Raw genomic sequence first — 18,223 nt, 5'->3', positions numbered from 1 at the left:
CACCGGAGGAGCGCGTTTAAGCGGATGTCAGCAACCGGCTAATCAGCCTTCGTTGTGCATCTCAAGGTTTTCCGCTTCCTGCTGACCACGCAACGCCTGAGCGTCGTCGTTGCGCAGCGCTTCGAGGTATTCCAGATAGTTCTGGTCAACGTCTTTGGTGACGTATACACCGTCGAACACGGAACATTCGAATTTCTCGATGTCGGTATTGTCTTCTTTCACTGCGGCGATAAGGTCGCTCAGGTCCTGGAAGATTAACGCATCGGCACCAATGATCTGGTTGATTTCGCTGACTTCGCGACCATGGGCAATCAGTTCATTTGCGCTTGGCATATCGATGCCGTAAACGTTCGGGAAACGAATTTCCGGCGCCGCAGAGGCCAGATAAACACGTCGTGCACCGGCTTCACGCGCCATCTCAACAATTTGCTGAGAGGTGGTGCCGCGCACGATGGAGTCATCGACCAGCAGCACGTTTTTATCACGGAACTCAGCGCGGTTAGCGTTCAGTTTACGACGTACAGATTTACGGCGTTCCTGCTGGCCCGGCATGATAAAGGTACGGCCTACATAGCGGTTTTTCACAAAACCCTGACGGTACGGTTTATCCAGAATACGCGCGATTTCCAGCGCGATATCGCATGAGGTTTCCGGGATCGGAATGACCACATCGATATCCAGATCTTCCCATTCACGGGCAATTTTTGCGCCCAGCTTTTCACCCATACGGACACGGGCGCTGTAGACGGAAATTTTGTCGATGAAGGAGTCCGGACGCGCGAAATACACATACTCGAACAGGCACGGATTGTACTGAGGATTCTCAGCACACATGCGGGTAAACAGCTGGCCTTTCTCGGTGATGTACACCGCTTCGCCCGGCGCGACGTCACGCAGGAACTCGAAGCCCAGCGTATCAAGCGCTACGCTTTCAGATGCGACCATATACTCGTTGCGGCCATCTTCCAGCGTACGTTTACCGATAACCAGCGGACGGATACCGTGCGGGTCGCGGAACGCCAGCATACCATGGCCGATGATCATCGCCACGCAGGCATAAGCACCACGAATTTTCAGGTTCACGGCAGCCACAGCGGCGAAAATGTTGTCGGCTTCCAGCGGGTAATGCTGGAAACGGTCCAGTTCACTCGCCAGGATATTGAGCAGGATTTCAGAATCGGAAGTCGTGTTCACATGACGGCGCTGGCCTTCGAACAGGTTGCTTCTCAATTCGTGAGCATTGGTCAGGTTACCGTTGTGGGCGAGTGTGATGCCGAACGGAGAGTTGACGTAGAAAGGTTGAGCTTCTGAGGCACTGGAACTGCCAGCCGTTGGATAGCGAACATGGCCGATACCCATGTTGCCTTGTAAGCGTTGCATATGGCGGGCTTCAAAAACATCTTTCACCAGGCCATTGGCTTTCCGTAAACGGAAATTGTTATTGGCATCGATGGTGGTGATGCCAGCAGCATCCTGCCCACGGTGTTGTAGCACCGTTAACGCGTCATAAATCGACTGGTTTACCGGCATGAAACCGGCGATACCGACAATACCGCACATGTTGTCTTTTCCTCTTCAGCGCTGCCAGAACTAAATATGTTTTGGCAAGAAACTCGACGTGCTCTGCAGGTAGTCAAAGAACCACCTGATGATATAACTGAACTGTGGGATCAACTGGGATTGTTTCCAGTCGTCACTTTGCGAAAAACTGGTGAAGGTATCCAGGAAGAACAGCATCGCGGAGACGATAAGTACGCCGCGCAGTGCGCCGAAGCACACACCTAACACCCTGTCAGTGCCGGACAACCCGGTTTTTTCAACCAGTGAACTGATCACATAGTTGACAATTGCACCTACGATCAACGTCGCGATGAACAAGATGGCAATTGCGATCCCGTTTCGAACTAACTCATCTTCGAAACGCGTGAAGTAGATGGCGAGATACGGGTAATAATGACTGGCTACAAAGAAGGCGCAAGCCCAGGTAACCAGTGATAAAGCCTCGCGAACAAAGCCACGGATTAAACTGACTAAAGCAGAAAATCCGATAACCGCAATGATGACGTAATCAATCCAGACCATTAACAATTCCAGTGTCTAATCCAGTCGCGTCTACCCCGGCATCCAAATCGCAGCGAATTCTAACAGAAAAAGAAAACGTTTGCGTAGCGGAAATCAGCCGGTCAGACAAATTAATAATAGCGATTAAAAAAACCTCAACCGCAGCATAAACCTATAAAATCCCAACCCGGCGATCTTATAGAAAAAGGGCACAAATCGCTTGTGCCCTCCCTGGTATTTTTTGTGTTTTTAGTGCCTTCCGGCCTCCCCGCTCTCACGGGGAACCGCAAGATTAGTGCGCCGAATAAGCGCGCACCTGTCCGCCTAACCCGCTGAGCTGTTGCAGCTGAGGGAGTGAAGCTTCCAGTTTTTGTTTTGACGCATCCGGGCCCACATAAAGCCGCGTGATTTGTCCCTGCACCGGCGTCGCCGGAACAGAATAAGCACGGAACCCGGAAAGCCGCAGAGTCGCAACAATCTCGGTCGCTTTCGCCGCATTTTTCAATGCGCCGAGCTGCACAACATAAGACTGACCCGCCGGCGCTTTTTCTTCCGGCGCAGGCTTAGGCTGTTCCACGGCTTTCGGTTGTTCAACCGGTTTCGGCTGTTCAGCGACGACCTTCGGTTGCTCGACCGGCTTCGGCTGTTCGACCGGTTTTGGTTTCACCACCGGTTTGGCTTCCGCCAGCGGTTTAGGTTCAATCGTTTTTGGCTTCTGCTGAACAGGTTTTGCTGGCGCCGTTTGCACCGGTTTCTTCTGCTCAGGCAGCGTCGTGACCGGCGGTGCTTCGACCGTCGTATTCCCCGGCGCTACGTTGCCATGATTAGCGGCATTGGTATTGGTTGCCGCACTGTCGATGTCCTGCGCACCGTTCATAGCCTGATTTGCGCCTTCCGGCGGCTGAGCGGGCAATGACTGCGTGACAGGCGGTACAGAATCCTGTTCCTCAACATCACCCGGTTTTGGCACCAATGGAATAGACGCAAATTCGTCTTCATAATGCTTTTTCTTGCCGTCGAGTAAACCGGGCAAAATGATAACGCCCAGCGCCACCAGAATGACCGTCCCGACCAGACGATTTTGAAACTTACTTGCCACTGGTTTTCCCCGTGTCGATAGCATCCATTACGTGAGCTACGGTGTGGAACGAACCGCAGACAATCACAATATCCTGAGGAGCCGCCTCCTGCATAGCCTGTCTCCAGGCAGACTCCACATCATCAAACCGGCGCGCCTGATGCAGGTGCGAGGCCAGTTCTTCAACGCTGGCGCCACGTGGCCCTTCCAGCGGTGCGCAATACCATTCATCCACCTGAGGCGAAAGACAAGCCAGCGTACCGGCAATATCTTTGTCTTTCAACATTCCCACCACCGCACGCACTTTCCCGCCATGGCGCGGCTGTTCAGCCAGGCGTCCGGCCAGATAAGCCGCGGCGTGCGGGTTGTGCGCGACGTCAAGGATCAGGCGTGGCGATTCACTGACCGTCTGGAAACGCCCCGGCAGCGCAGCACGCTGTAAGCCGCTGCGTAACGCCTCTTCAGGAATATCCAGCGTCGAATAATGCAACGCGGCCAGTGCCGTCGCGGCATTCGGCAGCGGAACATTCGGCAGCGGCAATCCGTCCAGTATGGTGACTTCTTCGCCATCCTGCAAAGCCTCCCAGCGCCAGTTTCCGGCGTTTGCCGCGAAATTCCAGCTCTCACCCCGGCGGTATAAATCTGCATGTTTCTCTTTTGCCACATTGGCAATAGATAGCGGCATATCCGGCTCACCGACTACGGCTGGTTTGCCTGAACGGAAAATACCGGCTTTCTCGCGGCCAATGCTCTCGCGATCTGAGCCGAGCCAGTCAGTATGATCCAGCGCGATGCTGGTGACGACCGATACGTCCGCATCAACGATATTGGTCGCATCCAGACGCCCGCCCAGCCCGACTTCGAGGATAACAATATCCAGCTTCGCCTGTTTGAACAGCTGTAACGCCGACAGCGTGCCGTACTCGAAATAGGTCAGGGAAATATCGCCCCGCCCGGCTTCCAGCAGCGCAAAAGAGGCACAGTGCGCAGACTCAGGCAACTCTGCGCCCTGAATACGGACGCGCTCGGTATAGCGGACAAGGTGCGGGGAACTGTAAACGCCCACACGGTAACCCGCGGCCATCAGAATGGCTTCCAGCGTCGCACAGGTGGTGCCTTTGCCGTTGGTTCCTGCGACGGTAAAGACGCGTGGCGCAGGTGTCAGCAAATCAAGTTTTGTCGCCACCGCTTTGACCCGGTCAAGGCCAAGCTCGATAGCCTGAGAATGGAGGTTTTCAAGATAATAAAGCCACGTGGCCAAAGGCGACGTGGCTTGAGGGATAAGTTGATTTTGCATGAGTCCCGTTCAACCTGAGTTAGGTTCACTTCGACACTACATCACCAGACTGTGATAGCAGGCAATGCCCTCTTTGTCAGAACTGACGAAGAGTAAAAGCACAGCCAGGAGGTGCCGGGCGGCATAAAGCAGGTTACCGCCCGAAAACTGACCGGCTTTTACCTCGTCCGATCAGGCATCCTGATGATGGTCAGCGGCAGAACCGTTGACAGGAACATGGACGTCAACCACATTCGGCTCCGGGTGCCCGGTCAGTTTCGCCAGAACGCTGCCGAGTTTGGCGCGCATATCCGGACGACGCACGATCATATCAATCGCGCCTTTCTCAATCAGGAATTCACTGCGCTGGAAGCCCGGCGGCAGCTTTTCACGAACTGTTTGCTCGATAACACGTGGACCGGCGAAACCGATCAGCGCTTTCGGCTCAGCGACGTTGATGTCGCCCAGCATTGCCAGGCTGGCAGAAACGCCACCCATGGTCGGGTCAGTCAGTACAGAAATGTACGGCAGACCGCGTTCCTGCAATTTCGCCAATGCGGCGCTGGTTTTCGCCATCTGCATCAGCGACATCAGCGCTTCCTGCATACGCGCACCGCCACTGGCAGAGAAGCATACCAGCGGGCAGTTATCTTCCATCGCCTGTTCAACGGCACGCACAAAGCGAGCCCCCACCACCGACGCCATTGAACCGCCCATGAAGGCAAATTCAAAAGAAGCTACCACGATTGGCATACCGAACAGCGTGCCTTTCATGACGATCAGGGCGTCTTTTTCGTTGGTTTCTTTCTGTGCAGCAACCAGACGATCTTTGTATTTTTTGGAATCTTTAAACTTCAGAACATCTTTAGGCTCAAGCTCGCTGCCTAATTCAACCTCACTACCCTCGTCCATGAAAGTGGACAGACGCATACGCGCGGTAAGACGCATATGGTGGTCACACTTAGGGCAAACCATGAGGTTGCGCTCAAGCTCGGCGCGGTAAAGAACCTGCCCGCAGCTGTCACATTTAGTCCAGACGCCCTCAGGAATACTTGCCTTACGGGTTTGCGAGTCAGTGCTCTTACTAAGAATTCGTTCAATCCAGCTCATCGATAACCTTTCTGTTTGAACCCGGCCGAAGCCAGTCCGCTGTTCATGCTGTAACAAGTCCCCTGAAACCTACCCAAATACGCCTGCGCACGGAGTGTCAAAAAACCTCACACACCGCATTGCAGAAGGGTTGTTCGCAGGAACAGACCATAAATTGTCGCTCATTAAACCATAACGGCCAGACACTGTGGATAAAAAACTGGTCCACCCTCTGGTTTAATGTCTTAAATTTTAAAGCGCTTGCGCAAAAAATCGCCGCAGATTAATCCTGCTGACGCTTTTCTTTCGCCGCTGCGCGTTTGTGCCGCCAGACTTCTACCACACCCGGCAGAATAGAAACCACGATGATGGCAACAATCAGTAATTTCAGATTTTCCTGAACAATTGGCAGATCGCCAAACAGGTAGCCCGCGTAGGTAAACAGCAGCACCCAAATCAGCGCACCAATCACGTTATAGGCCGCAAAGTGTCGGTAGGACATATGCCCCATACCCGCTACAAACGGCGCAAAAGTCCGGACGATTGGCACGAAGCGCGCAAGAATAATCGTTTTGCCGCCATGTTTCTCGTAAAACTTGTGCGTTTTGTCTAAATAACTGCGACGGAAAATTTTCGAATCCGGATTGCTGAACAGCCGCTCACCAAACACCCGTCCGATAGTGTAGTTCACCGCATCGCCGAGGATCGCCGCAATTGCCATCAGCAACACCATCACATGTACGTTAATGTCATTACCCGGCAATGCCGCCAGCGCGCCAGCCACAAACAGCAGCGAGTCGCCCGGTAAAAACGGCGTCACCACCAGACCCGTTTCACAAAACAGGATCAGGAACAAAATCCCGTAAACCCAGATGCCATACTGCGCAACCAGCTCCGCTAAATGCACATCAATATGAAGAATAAAATCAATAATAAAGTGGATAAAACTCATTTGATTTACCGTCCCATGTATTCTTAAAAACGTGGCGTAAAAATCACGTGTACTGTTCCCTAATCTTCCAGGAACAAGGGGCCCATACTGACCTGAGGTAATGCAAATTTCTCAGGATAATCAACAGATACCAGATACAACCCTTCCGGTTTTCCGGTCGCCGCAGCCAGATTGCGATCTTTCGCTGCCAGCAATTCTGCCATCCAGCCTACCGGCTGATTTCCTGCACCGATTTCGACCAGGCTGCCAACAATATTTCTCACCATATGATGTACAAAGGCATTCGCCTTGATATCGACCACCACATAATTACCGTGGCGGCTGACATTCAGATGCATCACATAACGCCAGGGCGTGCGCGACTGGCACTGGGACGCACGGAACGACGTAAAATCGTTTTCCCCGAGCAATGCCTGCCCGGCGAGTTGCATTTTTTCCACATCAAGCGGCATGTGGACGTGCGTCACACCGGTATGCAAAATCGCCGAACGGTAGCGATTATTGTAAATTACGTAACGATAACGGCGTGCCGTGGCGCTGAAGCGTGCATGAAAATCTTCAGGAACACTGGCACACCAGCGCACGGCAATATCTTTCGGCAGATGGGTATTGACGCCCATCGTCCATGCGGCATCTTTGCGCAAAACCGGCGTATCGAAATGCACCACCTGCCCGGTGGCACTGACACCCGCGTCGGTACGCCCGGCGCAGAGCACCACAATTGGCGCATCTGCCACGCGGCTCAGGGCTTTTTCCAGGCATTCCTGGACGCTCGCCGCGCCCTGCTGTCTCTGCCAGCCGTAATATTCACTGCCGTTGTACTCAATGCCTAACGCCACGCGACCCGCAACAACCGGAGCCGCGACGTCAGCAATTACATCATCGGACATTATCAGTACCAGTATTCGTTAATCAGTTTTTCTGCGGTCTCAACCGCCATCAGGGCACCGCCGAAACGCACGTTGTCAGCCACTGACCAGAATTGCAGTAATTCAGGCACACCGTAGTCATTGCGGATACAACCGATGCTCAGATTCGCGTTACCGGAAGCGTCGCTGACCTGTGTCGGGAAATCATCTTCTTCGCTGAGGCTGATATCATCGATACGTTCGAGTTCAGTACGCGCCTCTTCCGCAGACAGCGGACGCAAACCTTCAAGATGCACAACCTGCGCATGGCCGTAAAATACCGGTGACTGCACACAGCTGACGGAAATTGGCAGACCGTCATTTTGCAGAACTTTGCGAACCTGATCGACCAGACGACGTTCCTGAAGAACGCTACCCTCTTCGTCACTCACCAGCGGCAACAGGTTAAACGCCAGCTGCTTAGTGAAAATACCTTCTTCTGCCGGGATACCGTTGAGCAGACGGGCGCTTTGCCCGGCCAGATCGTCCACGGCGGCTTTGCCCAGCGCGGAAACAGAGAGCAGAGAAGTGACGTGCAGGCGGGCAAGACCGGCCTGTTCGGTCAGCGGCTTGATCGCCGTCAGAAGCTGGCTGGTCAGGCTGTCAGCAACCGCCACGATATTACGGTTACGATAATGGGACAGCGCGTCCGGGTTCACGCCCGGCACCACCAGCGGAATATCGTTTTCGAGTGAGAACAGACCGCTGCTGTCAATCACCAGACACCCCTGATTGGCGGCTTCTTCGGCATACAACGTCGAGGCTTCGGTACCGGCAACAAAGAACGCCAGCTGAACCTGGGACCAGTCAAACCCGGATGCCAGCTGCACGCGCAGGCTTTTGCCATTAAAGCGCACGGTCTGACCCGCACTGCGGTCGCTGGCCAGCGGGAAGAGCTCACCAACCGGGAACTGACGATCAGCCAATAATTCCAGTAACGCATCACCGACTGCACCCGTCGCGCCAAGCAGCGCAATATTCCAGCCATCAGACATGTTGGTATTCTCCAGAAATAAAAGTACAAAATACAAGGGGCGATGAATAATCACCGCCCTGCTTTCAAATAGTTATCGCGTCACTGTAGGCTAAAAAGCTTAAGGGCGCGTTAAGGCTTAGCCCGTAACGCTGTTAAAGCCCAGTTTTTTCAGCACATCAGCAGTTGCTGCATCGTCGCAAATCACCCGCAAAGAAGACCACTCACGACGTTCTTCGTAGAACTTACGCAGCTTATCGAATTCGCCCGGTTTCCCGGCCACACGGCGCAAAGGCCGGTCATCGCGGCGCACATCATACACTAAGTGGATGAGCCGCAGCAGTTTGGCTTCGCTGAGCGCGCCACTGAGCATCACTTCGGCAAATTCCGGAGCAGGAAGTAAGGATTCCAGCGGCACGGTTTGCGGTTGTCCGATGAACTGGCTGAACGCTTCGAAAACCTGCGTGGTGCCACGTGCTTTGCCTTCCAGACTGTAACCGGCAATGTGCGCCGTCCCGATGGCGACTTTATCCAGCAGCGCCAGCGATAAATCAGGTTCCGGTTCCCAGACATCCAGCACGGCGGTCAGTTTTTTGCTGCCGTTAAGTGCTTCAAGCAGCGCGGCGTTGTCGACAACTTCACCACGGCAGGCGTTAATCAGAATACGGTCACCCGGCAGACGCGCCAGTAAATCCGCGTCGACCAGATGATGCGTGGCATAAGGGCCTGACATGTTCAGCGGAGTATGGAACGTCAGAATATCGGCTTCGGCGACCAGTTTTTCCAGCGGCCAGAATTCACCGGCATCGCCACGATCGGCGCGCGGCGGATCGCAAAGCAGCGTACGGACACCCAGCGCTTCCAGACGGGCGTTCAGGCGCGAACCCACATTACCGACGCCTATGATCCCGACCGTTTTGTCGCGCAGCTGAAAACCATCGCGCTGCGCAAGGATCAGGAGCGAAGAAAAGACATATTCCACTACCGCAATCGCATTGCAACCCGGCGCCGCCGAGAAGCCAATACCCTGCGTGGCAAGCCATGCGTCATCAACGTGATCGGTACCCGCTGTTGCGGTACCTACAAATTTCACCGGTTTTCCTGCCAGCAAACTTTCGTTCACTTTCGTCACGGACCGCACCATAAGCGCGTCAGCATCATTGAGCGCATCTTGTGGAATTGGGCGGCCAGGCACGGCCTGCACGTTCCCCAGCCGGCTAAAAAGCTCGACGGCATACGGCATATTTTCATCAACCAGGATTTTCACGTTTGTCTCCGGCAGCAAGGCCTAAGAAAGAATAGAAAATAAAGAGGACACTGATTTTGCCACGATATGAAATGAGATCCCAACCGGGTTTACCTGTCGTTACGAAAACGTTGTGGCGTGGTGCCGGAAATGTGCTGGAACATGGCAATAAACGCCGACGCCGAGCTATATCCTACATCCAGCGCAATCTCATGTACGGTTTTACCCTGCTCTAACAACGAGATGGCATGCAGAAAGCGCAACCGCTGACGCCACGGCGCAAATCCCATGCCTAACTCCTGCTGGCAGCGGCGCGAAAGCGTCCGTTCGGTGGTATAAACCTGCGTCGCCCATTGCGCCAGCGGCGTATTATCCGCCGGATTTTTTTCCAGCGCACTCAGCACCGGCGAGAGCAATTTATCTTCGGAAGTGGGCAGATAGGTATTCTGACGCGGTGCCAGACTGATTTGATCCAGCAGCACGCGACACATGCGCAGGTCCGCTTCGGTGACCGGCTCCGACATATTGCGCGAAAAGCAGTCATCAGCGATCGCATTGAAAATGGCCGTCGGCGTCAGCAAACACGGCGTGGAAGGCAGATCTTGATTCAGCGCCGGAGCGATATCAATCGCACAAAATCGCGTCGTTTTGCGGTTATAACTGGAATGCTCCACGCCGGCGGGCACCCAGATCGCAAACTCGCGTGGTGCCAGATAGCGCTTCCCCCCGACCAGCATCGCCAGAACGCCGGACTTCACGCAGATAATCTGGCTCCACGGATGTGAATGCTGAACATACTCGGAATTCCCTTCAACAATCTCGCCGCGAAACAACAGTGTCACCGGCACTTTTTCCGGCAACGGCGGATAATAGCGGGGAGACGACGAATGCTGAGATGAAGCACGTGGAGTTGGCATAAAACCCTATTGTCTGTGAGCAATACTGCAATTGTCTTAATTGCGTGAACAGTTGTCTGATTATCGTTATCTCTAACAAATAAGACAATCGTACACTTGCGTTACGATTTACTCAGAGACAATTTCCAATGAATGTACTTTTTCCGCTGCTGGCCGTGCTGATCTGGTCACTGAATGCGGTCGTCAGCAAGGCAGCCTCAGGTACGATAGACCCGGCTGCTATCTCTTTCTACCGCTGGCTTCTGGCGCTGGTGACGCTAACGCCTTTTGTCCTGCCCGGCGTTCTGCGTAACCTGCAAGCCGTCAGACAATACTGGTGGAAACTGCTGATCCTTGGCCTGCTCGGAATGGTGCTTTATCAGAGCCTGGCGTATTACGCCGCGCACAGCGTCAGCGCCCTGTTTATGGGGATCCTTAACTCCCTGATCCCGCTGCTGACCGTTCTGATTAGCTTGTTTATGTTGAGCGTGGTACCGACGGTCGGTGTGGCCGTGGGCAGCATTGTTTCTCTCAGCGGATTAATCTGGCTGGTCAGTGCGGGGGATCCGGCGCAGTTGCTGCAACACGGTATCGGCACCGGTGAGCTGATGATGTTTGCCGCATCGGCGTCCTACGCGCTGTATGGCGTCCTGACCAAACGATGGGCGATCCCGCTGCCGAACTGGCAGTCGTTGTATGTGCAGATAATTTTCGGCGTCTTACTGTTGCTGCCTAACTTCCTGATGGCGAAAGATGTCAGCCTGACCATACACAATATTCCGCTGGTGGTTTTCGCGGGGATCCCCGCGTCAATCATTGCGCCTTTTTTGTGGATACAGGGCGTTATCCGCCTCGGCGCGAACAAAGCCTCTATTTTCATGAACCTGTCACCCATTTTCACAGCAATAATTGCGGTGTTGTTCCTGCATGAACACCTGCAAAGCTACCATCTGATCGGCGGCGGCATCACGCTGGTCGGGGTTATCCTTGCACAGCGTCTGCGTAAGCCTTTGTTTGGCCGCACATCCGGCGAACGGCACAAAGAAACGCGTTAAACCTCTCTGCCATCCCCCGTTCAGGGGGATGGCACCTTCCCCTTTTACGCTTTTGCGTACAGTAAGATGTTTTTACCCACCGTTTTCAGAAACAATATCCTCATGAATGTTCACCGGGCTGCTATTCACGGTGTCGGTTAAAACACTTTGCAGGTATGATGAGGCGCTTCTGCGCTTTGCGCCGCGCTTACTCATCAAGCGACGTTTAAATTTCCAGCGAAGGACGGTGATATGCAACCTTTGAGCGGCCCGGGCATGCCGGTTGGCGACAACAGAACACAGCCCCAGGGTCAGACCGTTCCGGTTAAACCGGGAGGCGAATTACCGCTCACACCGGCACAGCGCACCACGCTGGAAAAGCTGATTGTGAAACTGATGGCGCTGACTCCCATAAAATCTGCTGAGATCTGGGCCAACCTGCGCCACGATCTTTCGCTGCCTCATGGTGCGGAAATCACCTCATCACAATTTCCTCAGGCGCAAACGTTGTTGCAGGGGAAACTGACTCAGGCGCAGGACAGCCACGCGACCCGCCAGCTGATGTTGCAGCTGACCGAGCTGTTGCCGCAGGGCAATAATCGTCAGGCCGTCAGTGATTTTATTCGCCAGAACTTTGGTCATACTGTTCTGAGCCAGCTGACGCATCCGCAGCTTCAGCAAGTGCTGGATCTGATCCAGACACGCCAGATGAATATTCCACAACCTCAGCAGACGCCGGTCACCGATCGCCCCCTGCTGCCTGCGGAACATAACAGCCTGCAACAACTGGTCACACGTCTCAGCGCGGCTACCGGTGAAGCGCCGGTCAAAGTCTGGCAGGAACTGTTCAATCTGGTGGGCGTAAAAGTCGGCGATTCGATCCCGGCTAAGCATTTTCAGCTGTTAAGCCAGTTCATGCAGGTAAAAGCGTCACTCAGCCAGCAAACCACTGCGCCGACGCTGACAACACTGCTGAGTGTACTGAAACAACCGGCCAGCACGCATGAAATACGTCAGCTCACCGAGTATGTCGAAAACCGTTTCAGCGCGACGTTATCCACGCCGCTGACGCCGGTTCAGGTCAGTGACCTGATTGGCGTACTGTTCAGCCAGCGCGTTGACCGCTCCCCGCACGCGGAAGACATCGATGACAGCTTTACCACCGTCTCACGTACCGATCCGCAGCCGATCATGAATCCTTTCGTGGCCATGTTGCCGCCTTCCATGCAAGCGCTCGGCGGCAAACCGTTAGTGTTTATCGCTTTTGTGGTCGTCGTATTGCTACTGTGGGCGGTCTTTTAAGACGCTGCTCACGCACAGCCGCAATCTTCAGGGGCGGAGTCCGCCGGATAAACTCCGCGCGCTTCGCCTTTCTCGACCGGATGCCGGTCACGAGTCCAGAAATCCAGCCCGCCGATCATTTCTTTCACGCGAAACCCCAGCTTCGCCAGTTTGTACGCGCCCTGCGTAGAACCGTTACAGCCAATCCCGTCGCAATACGTCACATACACGACGTCTTTATTTAGGCCGAGGGTGCTTTCTGCCGTCATATTTTTATGCGGAAAACTGACCGCACCGGGCACATGACCGCGCGCATAATGTTCAGCAGAACGGGTATCAATAACCACAATTCCGGTCACGCCATTTTGTAAATCGGCTGCCACATCCGCGGCATCGGTATAAAAGCTCAGTTTTGACTGTAAATAGGCTGCGCTGACTTCGGGAGAAGGCGGTTCGTAAGCCAGAACATAAGACCTCTGTGACATAAAATTTTCCTCTGCAATTTACTGTGTTGAAAACAGGTCCATCATCTCTTGTTTTGGCCTTATGATTAATACCAATTTACGTCCATCAATAAGACCCATTATGACTATCCTGCCTCAACCGTCAGCACTGATTACTCTTTTTGAAAACGCGGGCGAAATGCCCGGTCTGCGCGACCGGCTTTGCACGGTTCTGCGGCAGGCCATTAATACCGGTGCGCTGGCTGTCGGGCAGCGGCTTCCTTCTTCACGAATGCTGGCTGCCGATTTAAAACTCTCACGTATTACAGTGGAAGCAGCCTATGCGCAGATTGAGGCCGAAGGGTATTTGCAGCGCCAGACCGGAAAAGGCACGTTCGTCAGCCAGTCGCTTCCCCGCCCTTCCGCACCGCGTGCGAACGGCAGCGCACCAGCGAAACTTTCCACGCTTTCAGCACGTGGCCGGAATATTGTGGCAACCGGCGGCTGCAACGACCCGCTGTTCCCCAAGGCTTTTGCAGCGGGCTCCCCGGATTTACGCGCGTTTCCCCTGAAAGTCTGGAAGCAAATCACCGCTAAACAGCTGCGCACGCACGGCGAACGTTTGCTGGGTTATGGCGATCCGCAGGGATATTCGCCCCTTCGCCAGGCGATTGCCGGTTATCTGCAACAGTCACGCGGTGTGCGGTGTTCCGCTGATCACATCATGATCACCACCAGTTCCCAGCAGGCGCTGCAACTGCTGTCGATGTTGCTGATTGATCCCAACGATACGGTCTGGCTTGAGGAACCCGGTTATCCGGGAGCGCGTAATGCGTTTACCAGCGCCGGCGCGCGACTTTGTGCAATACCGGTGGATGAACAGGGCATCAATCCTGCTGCCGACTCTCCTTCGCCGCGCCTGATCTATCTCACGCCTTCTCACCATTACCCCACGGGCGTGAGCCTGAGTCTGCCCCGACGCCTGCATTTGCTGGATTACGCCAGACGTCACGAAAGCTGGATCATCGAGGATGATTACGACAGCGAACTGCATTACGACGGACGCCCGCTTCCGGCCATGCAGGGGCTGGATAAGCATCAGCAGGTTATTTATCTGGGCACCTTCTCGAAGGTTTTATTCCCGTCGCTGCGTCTGGCTTATATCGTGCTGCCTCCGTCACTTGTCGCACCGATGGTGACGCTGCGCACCGTCAGTGACGGCCATTCTTCACAGCTCATGCAGGCGGTGACGGCTGAATTTATGCAAAGCGGCCATTTCGCCTCGCACCTGCGTCTTTCCCGTCAGCTTTATCACAGCCGCCGCGATCATCTGCTGGAGCAAATCCGGCAAAAAATTGACTGGCTGACCCCGCAGGTTGCAGCCGGAGGCTTACAGCTTGCGGCGCATTTGCCCGCAGGACAAGAGCAGCGCCTCAGCGCACTGGCCGCAAAAGCGGGGGTTGAAACACCGCGGCTTTCACCGCTGTTTCTCAATCAGAGCGAACCGTATGCGCTGCATCGTGATGGCTGGCTTCTGGGCTTTTCTGCCCTTACGCCCGCTGAAATCACCTTCGCCGTTAACCGGCTGGCCGCTCTCGATACCGGCGCGATCAGCTGACTAACGGAAGCAGGAACCAGCCGGTAAGACCGCTGAAGAGCAGAAACGGGAAAGAGTAAAAGTGAAATTTCAGCCAGATCTTTCGGTCATTCGCCATGCGCAGCGCAATCAGATTAGCCAGCGATCCCATCGCCAGACCAAAGCCACCGGCGTTCACAGCGTAAGCGAGTAACGGGCCGGAAGGCAGATAGTTGATCATCAGGATTGTCGCCGGAACGTTGCTGATCACCTGAGATAAACCGATGCTCAGCAGATAATGTCCGTAATCCGGCAGCCCGTTAATTCGCGCGAAGACCGGCTGTAAAACGTCTAATCCGACAATCAGGCGTACATCGATAAACATCACGATAAACACCAGGATCAGCGGCCAGTCGATCCGCAGCAGGACTTTTCGCGCCAGCAGCAGAAAACACAAAATCACCGCCAGTAAGCCGTACAGCGCCAGCCCCAGATCCACGCAGGCAATAAACACGACATACAGCACGCCGCAGCTGGCTAAAAGGCGTTTCTGAAACGGATAGCCCTGATTGTTCGCCGTTTTTTTAAGGCTGCGCGACGGGAAACAAAAGCCGGTGACAATCAGCAATGCAACCAGCGTTACCAGCGCCAGCGGAGCCATTTGCCCGATAAAATGCAGGAATGACTGGCCGGATTTATTCCATAAGAGGATATTTTGCGGATTGCCAATCGGCGTGAGTAAGGATCCGGCATTCACCGCCAGCGCTTCAAAGATAATCAGCCGCGTAACCGGCAGCGACGTCAGTTTTTTCAACGTGATCGTCAGCGGGATCACGATAAAAAGTGCCACATCGTTGGTCATAAACGTGGAAAGCACCGCCGCCGCCATCACCAGAAACAGTGCCAGCCGGCGTTCATTGTCGATGGCATTGATCATCTTGCGGCCAACAAAATCAAAGTAGCCGCTGACTTCCACGCCTTTGGTCAGCATCAGCAGGCCGAGCAAGGTGATGATGGTGTCCCAGTCCACGAACAGCGGAAACTGCATGATTTTCTCAGTCTGGAACAGCGTCAGGACGACGCCCAGCAACACCAGAAGATGCAAGAATCTGTCGCGTAGAAAGGGTTTAAAAACTGTGCTGAAAGCCGTTATAAGCATGGTTTTTCTTAATTAAAAAGCCGGTTATCCGATGCGCTGACGTTACCCGAAGAAATTAATCGCTGCCACTCCAAAAATGATTTCCCCGAGGCATCACGCAAATAAAAAACCGGCGCTGCAAATATTGCAGCGCCGGAAGAGAATTCGGCTTAAAAAGCCCGAATTCAGCTCAGGGCTGAAGCCGTTTTCAGCGCCTTTTTCTGATGCTGCCAGCGCACGATATCAATCAGCAGGAATATCAGCAGGCTGCCGCCCATGACCGGCAAGGAAATTGCTAAACCCAGAGTGACCAGCGCTATCGGGCATTGCAAGGCAAAAGGCACCCGTTTCCAGGTTTGCAACAAGGTGATGGCCGGGCTGCTGCTGCCGACGTCGCCCTGACGGCGCAGCCACCACAACCGGTATCCCCAGGCAATCATCGTGCAAAGCCCGGTGCCAAAAGCAACCAGAATGACCTGATTCCAGATGCCAAACAGGATGCCCATGTGAGCATCCACGCCCCAGCGCGTGAGTTTCGCCAGCAGAGGGAAGTCCGCAAAACGCACGTGGTCGGTAATCTGTAATGAAACCGGATCGACCGAAACCGCATCAACCTGTGTCGGCCAGCTGCGGTCAACTTCCGTCACCGTCCACGCTTTATCGGCAGTATAAGCCGGGCGGATTTCTATCCGGTGCGCCTCAATACCTGACGCCCTTGCCGCCTTAACAACGCCATCGAAAGTGAGTGCGAAAACCGCCACGGCAGCCGGTAAGGCGGGCATCTTGTCTCCTGACATATTCATGCCAGGCATATCCGGCATCTCATCCATATGCGCATGATGCTCTGCATGTTCATTTGCAGGAGCAGCCACTGACTCAGGAGATAAACTGGTTTTGACCGCCGGTGTCATCCAGCCCATATAGGCACGCAAGACGCCAATATTGTCCCCTGCCCACTGCGACCACGTCAGCCCCGTTGCGGAAAAGAACAACAGTCCTGCCAGCAGAATCACGCCCAGCGTGCTGTGCCAGTGGCGGCTGCGCTGCTGCTTTTCAATTTTTTCGCTCAGTTTGCGTGACGTACGGAGTTTTCGGCGTCCGGTGAACCAGAGCGCGACACCGCCCAGCGCGGCTACCCATAACCATGAGGCGGCCAGTTCACTGTACACGCGGCCAATATCGCCCAGTAACAGCCCGCGATGTAAATCATCCAGCCAGGTGCGGAATGGCAGAATCCCGCTGGTTCCGTAAACTGTCATGTCGCCTTTTACCGCCAGCGTCACCGGGTCGATGAATATTGCCCGGCTTTTGGATGCGCCCAGTTGCGGATCAGAAAACATCACCCGCGTGGTCTCTCCGCGTTCCGGCGCAGGTCTGACGGCATAAATTTTTGGATTTACCCCTGCCACTCTTGTCGCCGACGCGATCTGACGTGAAAGCGGCTGTGATGCGCCCTGTGAATCGGTGAATAGCGCGTCCGCATACAGGTAATTTTCGAGCTGCGGCGTCAGCACATACAGCGTGCCGGTCAGCGCAGCGACGAAAATAAACGGCCCGACAAAGAGGCCTATATAAAAATGCAGACGCCGCAACAAGGCGAGAAACGCGGTTTGCGCAGACAGTTTTTCCCCTGTGTTTGCACGCAGGTTCGCAGGCTGGTTCATAAATCTGATTTCCTGAATTTCAAATAGCACATCGCTAACGCCGAAAAATCGTCGTTAACCTGAAAAGAAATGGCTTAAAAAGGGAAGATCAGAAAACAGGCGGAGCGCGGGGTTGTGAATCGGTAAAGAACAGCGAAGGTACATAACGTTGTTTGAGAGAACGCGGAGGCGCACGGCTGGAAAGCTCCAGCGACCAGAGCATCGACATGGCCTGCAAACCGAGCAGCGGTAAATGCGCCAGCAGCACACAATAACCGCAGGCAGCATCGCTCATGTCGCCGGAAATCAGCCCTTTCACGGTGTCATGTTGCGCCGTTTTACAGGCTTGCGGATGGCAATGTTCACCTGATGTTTCGGTGTCTGCCCCCCCCATATCAGCCATTTCCCCGTCAGGCATGTCCATATCGGACATCACCATTCCGGGCATCATCATGTGCTGCGCACCCTCAGCCACCCGTGATTTAGAAACCACCGGTGCGATAAACAACATCAAAATCGCCACAATACCCAGCCAGGCCGGGAAGTGCCGATGTCGGTGATGAAGGCGTTGGAGTGAGAGCATTATGTCAACAAGGTGAAAATAATAAGCGGCGAAATTGTACCTGAAT

17 protein-coding genes are annotated in these 18,223 nt (G+C 54.3%); 3 read left to right on the top strand and 14 right to left on the bottom strand.

The window, feature by feature from the left end:
* Positions 1-42 precede the first annotated feature (42 nt).
* From purF to M2403_RS10390, 10 genes are all read right to left on the bottom strand, one after another.
* On the bottom strand, positions 43-1,560 hold the full coding sequence (gene purF / locus M2403_RS10435) for an amidophosphoribosyltransferase (RefSeq protein ID WP_152324391.1): 1,518 nt from the start codon (positions 1,558-1,560) through the stop codon (positions 43-45).
* A 30-nt stretch (positions 1,561-1,590) separates the two neighbouring features.
* On the bottom strand, positions 1,591-2,082 hold the full coding sequence (gene cvpA / locus M2403_RS10430; protein WP_104921249.1) for a colicin V production protein: 492 nt from the start codon (positions 2,080-2,082) through the stop codon (positions 1,591-1,593).
* A gap of 271 nt (positions 2,083-2,353) precedes the next feature.
* On the bottom strand, positions 2,354-3,160 hold the full coding sequence (gene dedD / locus M2403_RS10425; protein WP_208950891.1) for a cell division protein DedD: 807 nt from the start codon (positions 3,158-3,160) through the stop codon (positions 2,354-2,356).
* The gene (gene folC / locus M2403_RS10420) at positions 3,150-4,436 is read right to left on the bottom strand and encodes a bifunctional tetrahydrofolate synthase/dihydrofolate synthase (protein ID WP_259229096.1); all 1,287 of its coding nucleotides are present in this window, start codon (positions 4,434-4,436) and stop codon (positions 3,150-3,152) included. Before folC ends, dedD begins: the two co-directional genes overlap by 11 nt.
* Positions 4,437-4,607: 171 nt before the next feature.
* Complete coding sequence (gene accD, locus M2403_RS10415; protein ID WP_152324394.1) at positions 4,608-5,525, bottom strand: acetyl-CoA carboxylase, carboxyltransferase subunit beta; 918 nt, start codon at positions 5,523-5,525, stop codon at positions 4,608-4,610.
* Positions 5,526-5,787: 262 nt separating this feature from the next.
* The gene (locus tag M2403_RS10410; RefSeq protein WP_152324395.1) at positions 5,788-6,456 is read right to left on the bottom strand and encodes a DedA family protein; all 669 of its coding nucleotides are present in this window, start codon (positions 6,454-6,456) and stop codon (positions 5,788-5,790) included.
* 59 nt (positions 6,457-6,515) lie between these two features.
* On the bottom strand, positions 6,516-7,346 hold the full coding sequence (truA, locus tag M2403_RS10405) for a tRNA pseudouridine(38-40) synthase TruA (protein WP_259229095.1): 831 nt from the start codon (positions 7,344-7,346) through the stop codon (positions 6,516-6,518).
* 2 nt (positions 7,347-7,348) lie between these two features.
* Positions 7,349-8,359 carry an aspartate-semialdehyde dehydrogenase gene (locus M2403_RS10400; protein ID WP_165058317.1) on the bottom strand — a complete coding sequence of 337 codons (1,011 nt, stop codon included), beginning with the start codon at positions 8,357-8,359 and terminating at the stop codon, positions 7,349-7,351.
* Positions 8,360-8,476: 117 nt separating this feature from the next.
* On the bottom strand, positions 8,477-9,604 hold the full coding sequence (gene pdxB / locus M2403_RS10395; RefSeq protein ID WP_152324398.1) for a 4-phosphoerythronate dehydrogenase PdxB: 1,128 nt from the start codon (positions 9,602-9,604) through the stop codon (positions 8,477-8,479).
* Positions 9,605-9,693: 89 nt separating this feature from the next.
* The gene (locus tag M2403_RS10390; protein WP_259229094.1) at positions 9,694-10,500 is read right to left on the bottom strand and encodes a helix-turn-helix domain-containing protein; all 807 of its coding nucleotides are present in this window, start codon (positions 10,498-10,500) and stop codon (positions 9,694-9,696) included.
* A 128-nt stretch (positions 10,501-10,628) separates the two neighbouring features.
* Between M2403_RS10390 and M2403_RS10385 the strand changes: the two genes are divergently transcribed.
* Both M2403_RS10385 and flk read left to right on the top strand, forming a co-directional pair.
* Positions 10,629-11,534, top strand: coding sequence for a DMT family transporter (locus M2403_RS10385; protein WP_165058321.1), 906 nt, complete (start codon positions 10,629-10,631; stop codon positions 11,532-11,534).
* A gap of 231 nt (positions 11,535-11,765) precedes the next feature.
* Positions 11,766-12,815, top strand: coding sequence for a flagella biosynthesis regulator Flk (gene flk / locus M2403_RS10380; protein WP_165058323.1), 1,050 nt, complete (start codon positions 11,766-11,768; stop codon positions 12,813-12,815).
* 8 nt (positions 12,816-12,823) lie between these two features.
* Here flk and M2403_RS10375 read toward each other — a convergent pair whose 3' ends face one another.
* On the bottom strand, positions 12,824-13,279 hold the full coding sequence (locus tag M2403_RS10375) for a rhodanese-like domain-containing protein (RefSeq protein ID WP_217153884.1): 456 nt from the start codon (positions 13,277-13,279) through the stop codon (positions 12,824-12,826).
* A gap of 100 nt (positions 13,280-13,379) precedes the next feature.
* On the opposite strand from M2403_RS10375, the gene M2403_RS10370 reads away from it, so the two are divergent.
* Entirely contained in the window at positions 13,380-14,855 is a 1,476-nt protein-coding gene (locus tag M2403_RS10370; RefSeq protein WP_259229093.1) for a PLP-dependent aminotransferase family protein, read from the top strand.
* Here M2403_RS10370 and M2403_RS10365 read toward each other — a convergent pair.
* The 3 genes from M2403_RS10365 to M2403_RS10355 all read right to left on the bottom strand — a co-directional run bounded on the left by M2403_RS10365 (position 14,848) and on the right by M2403_RS10355 (position 18,177).
* Entirely contained in the window at positions 14,848-15,972 is a 1,125-nt protein-coding gene (locus tag M2403_RS10365; RefSeq protein WP_259229092.1) for an SLC13 family permease, read from the bottom strand. The genes M2403_RS10370 and M2403_RS10365 overlap by 8 nt on opposite strands.
* Positions 15,973-16,136: 164 nt before the next feature.
* Complete coding sequence (locus tag M2403_RS10360) at positions 16,137-17,615, bottom strand: PepSY domain-containing protein (protein WP_259229091.1); 1,479 nt, start codon at positions 17,613-17,615, stop codon at positions 16,137-16,139.
* Between the two features lie 88 nt (positions 17,616-17,703).
* The gene (locus M2403_RS10355) at positions 17,704-18,177 is read right to left on the bottom strand and encodes a DUF2946 domain-containing protein (protein WP_259229090.1); all 474 of its coding nucleotides are present in this window, start codon (positions 18,175-18,177) and stop codon (positions 17,704-17,706) included.
* Positions 18,178-18,223 lie beyond the last annotated feature (46 nt).

The sequence above is a fragment of the Rahnella sp. BIGb0603 genome (genome assembly GCF_024808755.1).
In the GTDB taxonomy this organism is placed as follows: domain Bacteria; phylum Pseudomonadota; class Gammaproteobacteria; order Enterobacterales; family Enterobacteriaceae; genus Rahnella; species Rahnella contaminans.
This window is presented reverse-complemented; position numbering and strand designations above follow the sequence as displayed.